This window comes from Pseudomonas yamanorum (genome assembly GCF_900105735.1).
GTDB lineage: Bacteria > Pseudomonadota > Gammaproteobacteria > Pseudomonadales > Pseudomonadaceae > Aquipseudomonas > Aquipseudomonas yamanorum.
On record NZ_LT629793.1, the window covers coordinates 128,441 to 141,172 of the forward strand.

13 protein-coding genes are annotated in these 12,732 nt (G+C 61.3%); 10 read left to right on the forward strand and 3 right to left on the reverse strand.

Annotation, left to right across the window (positions count from 1 at the left end):
* Positions 1-9: 9 nt before the first annotated feature.
* The 6 genes from BLU46_RS00585 to BLU46_RS00610 all read left to right on the forward strand — a co-directional run bounded on the left by BLU46_RS00585 (position 10) and on the right by BLU46_RS00610 (position 5,423).
* A complete protein-coding gene (locus BLU46_RS00585) occupies positions 10-810 on the forward strand; it encodes an aldolase/citrate lyase family protein (RefSeq protein ID WP_093197188.1) in 801 nt (266 codons plus the stop codon).
* Positions 811-820: 10 nt separating this feature from the next.
* A complete protein-coding gene (aldA, locus tag BLU46_RS00590; RefSeq protein ID WP_093197192.1) occupies positions 821-2,254 on the forward strand; it encodes an aldehyde dehydrogenase in 1,434 nt (477 codons plus the stop codon).
* 70 nt (positions 2,255-2,324) lie between these two features.
* Positions 2,325-3,230 (forward strand): amidohydrolase family protein, encoded by a 906-nt coding sequence (locus tag BLU46_RS00595; protein ID WP_093197197.1) that lies wholly within the window; start codon positions 2,325-2,327, stop codon positions 3,228-3,230.
* Positions 3,206-3,526 carry an L-rhamnose mutarotase gene (gene rhaM, locus BLU46_RS00600; protein WP_093197200.1) on the forward strand — a complete coding sequence of 107 codons (321 nt, stop codon included), beginning with the start codon at positions 3,206-3,208 and terminating at the stop codon, positions 3,524-3,526. Before BLU46_RS00595 ends, rhaM begins: the two co-directional genes overlap by 25 nt.
* Positions 3,527-3,566: 40 nt before the next feature.
* Positions 3,567-4,625 (forward strand): L-rhamnose/proton symporter RhaT, encoded by a 1,059-nt coding sequence (gene rhaT / locus BLU46_RS00605; protein WP_063029971.1) that lies wholly within the window; start codon positions 3,567-3,569, stop codon positions 4,623-4,625.
* 27 nt (positions 4,626-4,652) lie between these two features.
* Positions 4,653-5,423 carry an SDR family NAD(P)-dependent oxidoreductase gene (locus BLU46_RS00610; protein ID WP_063029970.1) on the forward strand — a complete coding sequence of 257 codons (771 nt, stop codon included), beginning with the start codon at positions 4,653-4,655 and terminating at the stop codon, positions 5,421-5,423.
* A 460-nt stretch (positions 5,424-5,883) separates the two neighbouring features.
* On the opposite strand, the gene BLU46_RS00620 is transcribed toward BLU46_RS00610, so the two are convergent.
* On the reverse strand, positions 5,884-6,495 hold the full coding sequence (locus BLU46_RS00620; RefSeq protein WP_063029968.1) for an LbetaH domain-containing protein: 612 nt from the start codon (positions 6,493-6,495) through the stop codon (positions 5,884-5,886).
* Between the two features lie 114 nt (positions 6,496-6,609).
* Between BLU46_RS00620 and BLU46_RS00625 the strand changes: the two genes are divergently transcribed.
* Positions 6,610-7,575: a threo-3-hydroxy-L-aspartate ammonia-lyase gene (locus BLU46_RS00625; protein ID WP_093197204.1), complete on the forward strand. Its 966-nt coding sequence runs from the start codon at positions 6,610-6,612 to the stop codon at positions 7,573-7,575.
* Entirely contained in the window at positions 7,572-7,949 is a 378-nt protein-coding gene (locus BLU46_RS00630) for a RidA family protein (protein ID WP_093197208.1), read from the forward strand. Before BLU46_RS00625 ends, BLU46_RS00630 begins: the two co-directional genes overlap by 4 nt.
* A 1-nt stretch (position 7,950) precedes the next feature.
* Here BLU46_RS00630 and BLU46_RS00635 read toward each other — a convergent pair whose 3' ends face one another.
* Together BLU46_RS00635 and BLU46_RS00640 are read right to left on the reverse strand one after the other, a co-directional pair.
* Positions 7,951-8,577, reverse strand: coding sequence for a helix-turn-helix transcriptional regulator (locus tag BLU46_RS00635; protein ID WP_093197212.1), 627 nt, complete (start codon positions 8,575-8,577; stop codon positions 7,951-7,953).
* A gap of 214 nt (positions 8,578-8,791) precedes the next feature.
* A complete protein-coding gene (locus BLU46_RS00640; protein WP_081253266.1) occupies positions 8,792-10,099 on the reverse strand; it encodes an IS4 family transposase in 1,308 nt (435 codons plus the stop codon).
* 266 nt (positions 10,100-10,365) lie between these two features.
* Here BLU46_RS00640 and BLU46_RS00645 point away from each other — a divergent pair, with 266 nt between their 5' ends.
* Both BLU46_RS00645 and BLU46_RS00650 read left to right on the forward strand, forming a co-directional pair.
* The gene (locus BLU46_RS00645; RefSeq protein WP_093197216.1) at positions 10,366-11,769 is read left to right on the forward strand and encodes a sodium:solute symporter family protein; all 1,404 of its coding nucleotides are present in this window, start codon (positions 10,366-10,368) and stop codon (positions 11,767-11,769) included.
* Between the two features lie 37 nt (positions 11,770-11,806).
* The gene (locus BLU46_RS00650; protein WP_063029956.1) at positions 11,807-12,727 is read left to right on the forward strand and encodes a pyridoxal-phosphate dependent enzyme; all 921 of its coding nucleotides are present in this window, start codon (positions 11,807-11,809) and stop codon (positions 12,725-12,727) included.
* Positions 12,728-12,732 lie beyond the last annotated feature (5 nt).

Here is a 12,732-nt window from a genome sequence, read left to right on the forward strand (position 1 = left end):
ACTCCTGCCATGAACATGCCCCACAACGCTTTCAAGGCTGCGCTGCGTAAAGACGCTGCGCAATACGGGATCTGGGCCGGCTTCGCCACCGCTTACGCCGCCGAAATCGTCGCCAGCACCGGTTACGACTGGATGCTGATTGACGGCGAACACGCCCCCAACACCGTGCCCAGCGTGCTCAACCAGCTCCAGGCCGTGGCGCCCTACGCCACTGCGCCGGTGGTGCGTGCGGTGAGCAGCGACGCCAACCTGATCAAGCAACTGCTGGACGTCGGCGCGCAAACGCTGATGATCCCGATGGTCGAAACCGCCGAGCAAGCCCAGGCCCTGGTGCGTGCGATGCGTTACCCGCCTCACGGTATTCGTGGCGTTGGCGGCGGCCTGACCCGCGCCACCCGCTGGGACGGCGTGGCCGACTACCTCAATACTGCCCATGAACAGCTGTGCCTGATCGTGCAGGTGGAGTCGCGCCTGGGCGTTGAAAACGTCGCGGCGATTGCGGCGGTGGAAGGCGTGGACGCTGTATTTATCGGCCCCGCCGACCTGTCCATCGGCCTCGGTCACGCCGGCAATCCCGGGCACCCCGAGGTGCAGGAACGCATCCAGCACGCGGTCAACGCCACGCTGGCGGCCGGCAAGGCCTGCGGCATTCTTGCGCCCAACGAAGACGATGCTCGCCGTTATCAAGCCTGGGGCTGCCAGTTCATTGCGGTGGCCATCGACATCAGCCTGCTGCGCCAGGGTGCCATGGCGACCCTGGCCCGCTACCGCCCCGCCGCCGACGCCAAGGCGCCGTCACGTACTTACTGAGGAGCCAAGCATGTCATCCGTACCGGTCTACCAGAACTTCATCAATGGCCGCTTTACCCCGAGCGATGCCCACCTGGATGTGTTGAACCCGGCCACCGGCGTCCTGCTGTCGAAGGTCCCGGCGGCCACCGCCGAAGACGTCGACCAGGCCCTGGCCGCTGCCCGCCATGCGCAGAAAGACTGGGCGCGCAAGCCGGCGATCGAACGCGCCGGGCACTTGCGCCGCATCGCCGCCAAGCTGCGGGAAAACGTCGGTCACCTGGCGCGCACCATTACCCTGGAGCAAGGCAAGGTCAGCGGCCTGGCGGAAGTGGAAGTCAACTTCACCGCCGACTACCTCGACTACATGGCCGAGTGGGCGCGCCGCATTGAAGGCGAGATCATCACCAGTGACCGCCACAACGAAAACATCTTCCTGTTCCGCAAACCCCTGGGGGTGGTGGCCGGTATCCTGCCGTGGAATTTCCCGTTCTTTTTGATCGCCCGCAAGATGGCCCCGGCGTTGCTGACCGGCAACACCATCGTGATCAAACCCAGCGAAGAAACGCCGAACAACTGCTTCGAGTTCGCCAAATTGGTGGCCGAGACGGACCTGCCGGCCGGGGTATTCAATGTGGTGTGCGGCGATGGCCGCGTCGGTGGCGCCCTCACCGCCCATAAGGGCGTGGACATGATCAGCTTCACCGGCAGCGTCGCCACCGGCTCGCGGATCATGGCTGCTGCGGCACCGAATATCACCAAGCTCAACCTGGAACTGGGCGGCAAGGCACCGGCCATTGTCCTCGCCGATGCCGACCTGGACCTCGCGGTAAACGCCATTCGCGCCTCGCGGATCATCAACAGCGGCCAGGTGTGCAACTGCGCCGAACGGGTGTACGTGGAGCGCAAAGTCGCCGACCAGTTTATCGAGCGCATCAGCGCCGCGATGGCCGCCACCCGCTACGGCGACCCCATCGCCCAGGCCGATGTGGAGATGGGCCCACTGATCAACCGCCAAGGACTGGACAGCGTCAATCGCAAGGTACGCACCGCCTTGAGCCAGGGTGCATCGCTGGTCACCGGTGGGCAGATCGCCGATCTGGGCCAGGGCTTTCACTTCCAGCCGACGGTATTGGCCGGTTGCCACGCCGCCATGGAAATCATGCGCGAAGAAATTTTTGGCCCGGTGCTGCCGATCCAGATTGTCGACGACCTGGATGAGGCGATCGCCATGGCCAACGACTGCGACTACGGCCTGACCTCCTCGATCTACACCCGCGACCTGGGCAAGGCGATGAAGGCGGTGCGCGAATTGTCGTTTGGCGAAACCTACATCAACCGCGAGAACTTCGAGGCGATGCAAGGCTTCCATGCCGGCGTGCGCAAATCCGGAATCGGCGGCGCCGACGGCAAGCACGGCCTGTATGAGTACACCCATACCCATGCGGTGTACCTGCAGGGCTGAGGTGGTGCAACGGGCCCTGGCGCGGTAGCGTGCGGGCCCTTCCCTATCCATTGTTCCGAAGGATTGCGCTATGCCTCTTACCCCTTACAGCGGGCCGATCATCGACAGCCATTTGCACCTGTTCGACCCGCGCCGCCCCCAGGGCATTCCCTGGCCCGAGCCGGGCAACGCGCTGTATGCCGCGCATTTGCCGGCGGACTATTGGGGGCTGGCAGGCGAACATAACGTGATCGGCGCCATTGCCGTGGAAGCCAGCCCATGGCGCGACGACAACCGCTGGTTGCTGGAGACCCTTCGCAGCGACCCACGCATGCTCGGTTTCGTCGGCAACCTTGACCCGCTGCATGGTGACTTTGCGGCAGACCTTGAGGCCTTGGCCCAGGAACCCCTGTTCCTCGGCTTGCGTTACGGCAACCTGTGGGACCGCGACTTGCTCGAAGACCAGACGCGCCCCGGCTTCATCGATGGCCTGCGCCGGCTTGCCAAATGCGGGCGTGGCCTGGACAGCGCCAACCCCAATCCGCGCCTGATCAAAGGGCTGCTGCACCTGAGCGACGCCTTGCCCGAGCTGCGCATCATCGTCGATCACCTGCCCAATGCCAGCGTGCCCGCCGGCGAAGAATCCGCGTATCACGCCGACCTGATGCGCCTGGCAGAGCGGCCGAATGTGTTTGCCAAACTGGCGGAAATCCCCCAGGTCGGCCCGCAGGGTCTAATCCTTGACCCGGCGTTCTACAACGACCGCCTGGCCGTGCTGTGGGAAGCCTTTGGCGAAGACCGTTGCTTCTACGGCAGCGACTGGCCCAACAGCGATCATCTGGCCAGTTTCGCCACCACCTTGGACCTGGTGAAAGCCTGCATGGCGGGCAAACCCGAGGACGTACAGGGCAAGTTCTTCCTGCACAACGCGGTGCGCATCTACAGCCCCACGCCACCCCACGGAGGCCAGTCATGCAGACCCGAGCCTTTCGCATGAACCTCAACCCCGGCCAGCACGCCGAGTACCGTCGACGTCATGACGAGATCTGGCCCGAACTGGCCCAGGCCCTGCGTGATGCCGGGATGCTGGACTACCGGATCTTCCTCGACGAGGCCAACAACGCCTTGTTCGCCGTGATGACCCACGAAGACCAGCACGGCCTCGACGCGTTGCCGAGCACCGCGCTGATGCAACGGTGGTGGCAGTACATGCAATACATCATGCCCAGCCATCCGGACGCCTCGCCCGTCAGCGTGGATTTAATCCCGATGTTCAGCCTCACCCCAGGCTGAAACAGCGTGCTACCACAACAATAAAAAAGGATTCGACTACGTGGAAATCATTCTCTTCGGTGTGATCCTGCACTTCATCGGCGGCTTCGCCTCCGGCAGTTTCTACATCCCTTACAAGAAGGTCCGTGGCTGGGCGTGGGAAAGCTATTGGATCACCGGTGGCCTGGTGTCATGGCTGATCGTGCCGCTGATTGCCGCGCAGCTGACCGTGCCCGGCTGGGCCGACATCCTGCGCCAGGCCGACAGCAGCACCTTGCTCTGGACCTACCTGTTCGGCGTGCTCTGGGGCATCGGCGGGCTGACCTTCGGCCTGACCATGCGCTACCTCGGGCTGTCCCTGGGCATGTCGCTGGTACTGGGCCTGACCTCGGCCCTTGGCGCCTTGATGCCGGCGCTGTACCGCGACCTGTTCACCGACGCCACCGAAGGCACCTTGACCTCGATGCTCGCGTCTCAAGGCGGGCATTGGGTGCTGTGGGGTGTAGCGGTTTCACTGGTGGGCATCGCGGTGTGTGGCAAGGCCGGGTTGATCAAGGAGCGTGAAGTGCCGGAGGCGGTGAAGTTTGCCAGCATCAGCGAGTTCTCGGTGGCCAAGGGCATGCTGGTGGCGGTGATCTCCGGCGTACTCAGCGCGTGCTTCAGCTACGGCATTTCCGCCGGTCGCCCCTTGGCCGCAGCGGCCGTGGAGCACGGCGCCAACAGCCTGTTCCAGAACAACGTGACCTTCATGGTGATCATGTGGGGTGGCCTGACCACCAACGGCCTCTGGTGCCTGTGGCTGAACTGGCGCAACCGTACGTTCCACAACTACACCGACCGCAGTACGCCACTGCTCGGTAACTACCTGCTGGTGGCGTGTGCCGGCACCCTGTGGTTTCTGCAGTTTTTCTTTTACGGCATGGGCGAAAGCCGCCTGCAGAACGACGCCAGTTCGTGGGTGTTGCACATGTCTTTCATCATCATCGTATCCAACTGCTGGGGCCTGTATTTCCGCGAATGGCAGGGCACCAGCGCCACTAACAAAGGCGTATTGGTCGCGGGTATCGCGGTAATTCTCGGTGCTATCGCCATGGTTGGTTACGGCAACTATCTCGGCTGAGGCCGCTTTTTTTCCAGGAGTCCACTTATGTTACTTGCAGACAAAACCGTGATTATTACTGGCGCCTCCCGTGGTATCGGCCGCGCCGCCGCCCGGGAATGTGCACGCCAGGGTGCCCGTGTGGTCATCGGCCACAGTGGTAGCGGCCAGGGTACTGAGGCGGCGCTTTCGTTGATTGAGGAGATCAAGGCGTTCGGTGGCCAGGCGGTGGAAGTGGGCGGCGATGCGGCTGATCCGGACACCGGCGACAAACTGGTGGCCGGCGCGCTCAAGGCGTTCGGGAGTGTGGATGTGTTCGTCAACAACGCCGGGATCTGTCCGTTCCACTCGTTCCTCGACATGCCGCGGGAGGTGTATCTGAAGACGATCAACACCAACCTCAACGGCGCCTACTTCGCCGTGCAGGCGGCGGCGAACCAGATGAAAAACCAGGGCAAGGGTGGCGCGATCATCGCGGTCAGTTCCATCAGTGCGTTGGTGGGCGGCGGGATGCAGACGCACTACACGCCGACCAAGGCCGGGCTGCATTCGTTGATGCAGTCCTGTGCGATTGCGCTGGGGCCTTATGGGATTCGCTGTAATTCGGTGTTGCCGGGGACGATTGCTACCGACATCAACAAGGAGGATTTGGCGGATGAGGAGAAGCTGGCGTACATGACTTCGCGTACCCCGCTGGGGCGCCTGGGTGAACCCGACGATGTTGCGGGGCCCATTGTTTTTCTTGCTTCGGATATGGCGCGGTATGTGACCGGGGCTTCGTTACTGGTGGATGGGGGGTTGTTTGTCAACTTGCAGTAGCTTTCGGGGGGCATATCCGTTTTTTGGGTGATGGCTGAGATTGGTTCCGCTCTTACAGCGGCTCACTTTTGAACAGCGCAAAAGTAAGCAAAACGCTCTTGCCCCACCACTCGGCACCTCGCTAATGCTCGGTGTGCCCTCACTCCGGCCTGCGTGGTTTAACGGGGCGCCTAAGATCAAGATCAACAGCAAGAGCACAGCGGCCTACCGGCCGGCTTGAGTGTTGAAGAGCTACATCAAAAGCTAAAGCGGGCACGGTCAAATGTGGGAGCTGGCTTGCCTGCGATGGCATCACCTCGGTGTATCTGAAAAACCGAGTTGTCTGCATCGCAGGCAAGCCAGCTCCCACAGAAAAGCAGAGCCACCCCGCCCGTAGCAGCTGTCGAGCTGCCAGCGAGGCTGCGTGCTTTTGATCTTGATCTACGGGCCCCATTACCGCAGCAACGGATATGTACCCCCCTTACTCCTCACAATCAAAAACCTCCCCCCGCCTGACCACACTACCCGCCGCAAGCAACGCCCCCGGTGCCAACACCCCATTGGCACCCACCCGACACTGATCCCCCAGCAACGCGCCAAACTTGTCACAACCAGTACCCTGCAACTGCCCGTCAACGCGCACCTGCACCTCCTTGTCGTCACGCTCGTTCCGGTAATTGGCGACGATGCTGCCGGCCTCCAGGTTAACCCCGCGCCCCAGCACCGAATCGCCGACAAAGTTGAAGTGCGCCAGCTTGCTGCCGCTGAACACGAAGGACGTCTTGAGCTCTGCACCAGGCCCGAAGATGCAATATTCATCCACCCAGCAGCCGCCGCGAAGGTAAGCACCGGCGGCGATAAAACAGTGGGCACCGATGATCAGCGGGGCTTTTAAAACAGCGCCCGCCTCCACAACAGCAGTACGGTGCACCGCAATCTCATCATGAATCTCATAGTCATCATCAGAAAGCCCCGCCAACAACTGACGCACGATGCCAGGCGCTTGGGTGACCAGTTCCCAGGGCGCAAGATCAGCCCAGGGTGACAGCGGCGAACGGGAAAAGTCAGCGATGTAATCGGTGAGTCGAATCAATGTCGAGCCCTCTACAGATCAGAGAAGCCCGAAACGCTAGCATGAAATGCATCTTTACAGTTTGTATAGATATGGATATTTTATCCACAACAAGACATTCGAGAGATCCCTTCCATGCAACTGTCTTCGTACCAAGACGTGATCAACGCCGCCGAACGCCTGGAGGGCTTTGCCAACCGCACGCCGGTGTTCACCTCGCGTACCCTCGATGCCGGGACCGGCGCCCAGGTGTTTATCAAGTGCGAGAACCTGCAGCGCACCGGCTCGTTCAAGTTTCGTGGGGCGTTCAATGCGCTATCGCGGTTTGATGAGCAGCAGCGCAAGGCTGGCGTAGTTGCGTTTTCCTCGGGCAATCATGCCCAAGGCATCGCGCTGGCCGCACGGTTGTTGCAGATGCCGGCAACCATCGTCATGCCAACAGACGCCCCGGCCGCCAAGGTCGCCGCCACCCGTGAGTACGGCGCGACCGTGGTGTTTTACGACCGCATCACCGAAGACCGGGAGCAGATCGGTCGCACTCTGGCCGAGCAACACGGCATGACCCTGATCCCCTCCTACGACCACCCGGACGTGCTGGCCGGCCAGGGCACTGCCGCGAAGGAGTTGCTGGAGTTCACCGGCCCGCTGGATGCGCTGTTTGTCGGCCTGGGCGGGGGCGGCATGCTCTCCGGCACGGCGTTAGCGACCCGTGCGCTGGCACCCGATTGCCTGTTGTACGGGGTCGAGCCCGAAGCCGGGAATGACGGGCAGCGCTCCTTCCAGACTGGCAGCATCGTGCACATCGACACGCCAGCTACCATCGCCGATGGCGCCCAGACCCAGCATCTGGGCCATCACACCTTCCCGATCATCCGTGAGCAGGTCACCGACATCCTCACCGTCTCGGATGCCGAATTGGTGGCCTCGATGAAGTTCTTCATGCAGCGCATGAAAATGGTTGTGGAGCCCACCGGTTGCTTGGGCCTCGCTGCCTTGCGCAACCTGAAGGACCAATACCGGGGCCAGCGCGTGGGCATCATCGTGACTGGCGGTAACGTCGATCTCCAAACGTATGCGGCGCTGCTGAGCACTCCGCAATGAACATCATCCACACTCGCGCAGCCTCGGCGCCTGCCGGTCACTACGCCCAGGCCGTGAGTCATCAGGGCACGCTGTACATCTCCGGGCAATTGCCAGTGAGCCCTGACGGGCGTCATAACTTCGAGGCTTCGTTTGCCGAACAGGCTCAAGTGGCCCTGGACAATCTGCTGGCGATCTTGAAGTCGGCAGGCGGCTCACCCGCAGACCTGGTGAAAGTCACCGTGTATGTGGTGGGCGTGAAGCACTGGCCTGAATTTGACGGTTTGTATGCCGCCGCGCTGGGGGAGCACCGCCCTGCCCGCGCGGTGGTGCCGGTGCCGGAATTGCACCACGGCTACCTGATTGAAATCGAAGCCGTGGCGCGCTCGGCATAGGTCATTTGGCGTAGGTGTAGACCGCCGCCCGCGAGACGCCAAGGTGCGAGGCGACCGTTTCCATGGCACGTCGAATGTCCATCACACCCGCCTCTTTCAGCTCTTGCATCAGCAAGCGCCGGTCGGCGGCCTTGAGGGCACGTGGGGTGGTCGCCAGGCGTGCGGCGAACTGGTCGATACGCGCGCGAATGGCATCCGCGCCGGACGGGTCGAGAGACTCGGCGAGCCGGTCGCCGCTGACCGAGCCGAACTGTTCCAGCATGCCCTGCAGGCCTCGGAACAGCGAGAGGTCGACGTTCATGCACAAGGCCGCCACGTACTTGCCGGTGGAGTCCTTGATGCCGATGGAGGTGCTCTTGACCTGGCGGCCGTCGGCGAACTGGTTCTGGTAGTTGGCGATCACCTGCGGGTACTCGGGATCGGCGATCCGCGCCAGGCCCAGCTCGGTGGCCGGGTCACCCGGTTGACGCCCGGAGAGGTTGTTGTGGATGGCCATGATTGCGTGCTGCGGGTCGCGCAGGTCGTGCAGCACGACCTCGCAAAACGGGCTGAAGGTTTTGCTCAGGCCTTCGGCAATCTGTTCGAGTTGGCTGATCAAGGCGGCTTGTTCGGGAGTGTGTTTTTTCATTCAGACAACATATCCAGTAGTGGATAGGCCGTCAATTTGGCTTTTTGCGGTGTGCATGGTGGATAGCCTGAAGGCCTTACTGGGTGTGGGCTGATATCTTGGGCGTTAGCTTGATCGGGGTCATATCCGTTATTTAGGTAACGGCAGCTTATGGTTCCGCTCTTACAGCCATCCCTTTCAAGGTCTGCGTTTAAAAGTCCGTTTAAGGCCATGTTTAAGTACGTTTATCCGACTTGGCCGCCTTAAGCACCCTAGCTGTTGAGACATGCGCCCGTGCTGCCTTACCTTCCAGCCACTCCTTGGGCTTGGCTACTTTGGGGCCACGAGGGCTTTTTGCTACGGACTTAGGTTTGATCATCCTTGCCAGGGCCAGCAATCGCTCTGCCAGCCCTTGCGGAGTCTTTTCAAGAGGGAAATTTTCCGCAGGCAATGCGATCTGCAAGCCTTGATAATCACTGCGAACATGCACCGCCAAATGGAAAATCGAAACCTGCCAACCCTCTGGCTGCGTTTCGCGGTGCGCCTGCTCAACGCTACGCTTGAGAACCGACAAAACGTTGTAAGCCAGGACCGCCGAGGCAAAGCCCAATAGCGCGGCTTTCGGGCTGCCAAGGCCTGTAATTTCACTGTCCAGTACCGACTCAAGGCGCTGAAACATTCCCTCGATACTCCAGCGATGACGGTATAAATCGGCTATCTGCCGGGCACCGATGGTGTCGGGCAAATTGCTCCAGAACCACATCACCAAATCACCTGAGTCATTCGCCGTTTGCAGGCTCAACTCAACACGTCGCCAGCGGCGGCCACCCTTCACTTCGATGATTTGTTCGCGAACGGTTCCGCTATCGACCGTCCCTGAGTCTTGCCACTCACTTTCCTGGACCAGGCGTGGATGCTTACTGGGTTGGCGAACGATGAACGAAGCCCCCGTGTCCTCGCAGGCTTGCAGGATGGGCAGCGTGCAATAGAGCCGGTCAGCCATCCACAACTGGCCCGCGCATGCGCGGGCCAGCAGCGGTAAAACACTGACTCGCTCACTGGCGTAGGCATCTTCCCACGGCTGAAGATCAACGACTAAATCCAGATCCGGATCGTAGGCAACTACTGAAAATCCTGGGCGCGCTGCGCCGCGCTCATTGCGCAGAGCGCCTAGACGTTTTTCAGTGGCCGGCAAGTGGTTGCCATCCACAATACGCAACTGCCAGCCGGGCAGGATCGATGAATGGCCGAGCGTTTCGACGGTTGGTATCAAACGCTCGGCACTGCCCGAAATGAGGGCGCGAAGCAGCTCGGGTTCGGTTCGCTTGATCTTGTCATAGAGTGCCGAAACACTGACCGAAAGGCCCTCCATCTTGCGCGCCGCCGCGTGCAACGACGGCCTCAAGCCCAATGAAACAAGGGACATCAGCTCAACAACGGTTGAAAACAAAAGCTCACGTGAGTACTGCCGTTGGCGGTGATCATCGAACACCTTGTCAACCCAAGCGGCATCTACTGCCTGCTCTAATATCAACTTGGTCATGACGCTGGCCGGAGCCTGTTTTTCAAACCGTTCTAAAACCTTTTCCCACATAGTTTCGTCGTCCTGACTGGATTGGTTAGGGGATTTTAAACCAAGACCTTGAAAGGGATGGCTGTAAGAGCGAAACCATAGGTGGCCGTTACCTAAATAACGGATATACACCCATACCAAGAGAGTATCAAACCATACCAACCCGATATTAGACGAAAGCAAAACCAGCAGAGGAAACTACCCACAATTACAAAAATACCTAAAGAGTATAAAAAATGCCCACCCACTCCTCCTGGATCGTACTGTCCATCACCGGCCTGTACATGCTCAGCCTGGCACTGATCAGCTACGGCGTTCGCCGCCACTCCCGCAGCGCCACCAACTACACCACCGGCGGCGGCCACTTCCCGGCGTTCCTGATCGGCTTCCTGATGCTCTCGGAATTCATCGGCACCGCGGTCAGCATCGGCACCGCTCAAACCGGTTTCAAGGTGGGCATCTCCGCCGCATGGAACCTGTTCGCCCTGGCCCTCGGCTTCGTACTCTTCGCCTGGCTACTGGCCCGCAAATACAAGGACCTGGGCGACAACACCATCTCCGGCGTACTCGCGCGCAACTACGGCCAACGCACCCGCTTCGCCACCTCGATCATCACCATCTTTGCCCTGGAAATCGTCGCCGTCTCGATCTACGCCAGTGGCGGCGCCGTATTAGCCAGCGTAATGCAAGTGGACCGGACCCTGGCGATCGTGATCGTCGGCGTGGTCTCGGTGGCGTACGTGAGCATCGGCGGCATGCGCTCGGTGATCTACACCAACTTCGTCCACGCCGCCCTGAAATACCTGGGCGTCGGCCTGGCACTGTGGTTTGGCTTGAAGCAGGTGGGCGGCATCGGCCAGTTGCAAGCGCAATTGCCCGCCAGCATGTTTGACTGGACCACCGTGGGCTGGGGCCAGATCATCGCCTGGATGATCGCCGGTATCGGTTCAATCTTCTCCACCCAATACGTGATTCAGGCGGTGAACACCGTCAGCCATGCAGGCAAGGCCCAGCGTGCGTGTTTCTACGTGGCGGTGCTGATGGTGCCGTTCGGCATCGGCGCGGCATTGATCGGGATGTGCAGCGCAGTGCTGTTCCCCAATGTCGATTCCCTGCAAGCCTTCCCCACCCTGATCGCCAGCATGGACCAACTGACGGCCGGCCTGGTGGTGGCAGGCCTTGCAGGCTCGCTGTTCGGCACCATTTCAGCGGTGAGCATGGGCTCGGCGACGTTGCTGTTGCGGGACTTCTACGAGCCGTGGTTCAACCCGGAAAAAAGCGACGCCAAGTCCCTGCGCTTCGTGCGCCTGGCGACCATCGCCGTCGGCCTGTTGCCGATCGCTCTGGCGCTGACCTCGGACAAGGTGCTGATGATCGCCTTCCTCGGCAAGGCGTTGCGCGCCTCCCTGGCGGTGCTGGTGTTGATGGTGTTCTACGCGCCGAAATTCGGCACGGCGGCCGGGGCATTCCTGAGCATCATTGCCTCGTTGCTGGCCACCGTGGGCTGGTTCCTCGCCGGTAATCCATGGGGCATCGACAACGCTTACATCGCCCTGTTCACGCCGCTGATCATCATGGGCATCAGCCATGTGACACGCCGCAAGACACCGGCCGAACCGCTGGTGGCAGCCACAAGCTGAGGTAGGATGGCAGCCCAACCAATAAGGAAGTTGTGAAATGCTGCCGATCCGCACCCCGTTGATCCTGCACCCCGGCTTGTCCACCGCTACCCGGCGGGTCTGGCTGAAGCTCGAGAACCTGCAACCCTGTGGCTCGTTCAAGTTGCGCGGGATGACCACGTTGTGTGCCTACGCGGCCAGCCAGGGCAAGACCACCGTGGTGTGCCCCTCCGGCGGTAATGCCGGGTTGGCGACGGCCTTTGCGGCGCGGAGCTTGGGGTTGCAGGCGCGAATCGTGGTGCCCTCCACCACCCCCGAAGCCACCCGTGCGCGCATCCGCCAGGCTGGGGCCGAGGTGGTGGTGCACGGTGATCTGTGGGATCAATCCAACGAACTGGCCCTGCAACTCGCCGAAGCACCGGACGCGTTGTATGTGCCGGCCTTTGATCACCCGTTGTTGTGGGAAGGTCACAGCAGCATGATCGACGAGATTCTCGAAGACTGCCCGCAGGTGGGCGCCATCGTGACGTCGGTGGGTGGCGGTGGATTGCTCGCGGGTGTATTGACCGGGCTGGAACGCCATGGGCGATTCGACTGCAAAGTGATTGCGTGCGAAACGGCGGGCGCGGCTTCGTTTGCGGCCGCAGTGGAAGCTGGAAAACCGGTGCGGCTGGCGAAGATCGATACCGTGGCCAAATCGTTGGCGGCAACCCAGGTGGCGGCGTGGCCGGTTGAGCATATCGGCCGGTTTGCCCATCAGTGCGTGGTGTTGAGCGATGCCGACGCGATGATGGGCGTGGCGCGGTATGCCGATGATCTCAGGCAGTTGGTGGAACCCGCGTGTGGGGTTTCGTTGGCCGTGGCTTATTTGGAGCATGCCGCGATTGCCGGGGTTGAGGATGTGGTGGTGATTGTGTGTGGTGGGGTGAGCATCAGTGCGGAAACGGTTGCTCAGTGGCAGAACACGGTCTCTCTATGATCGTT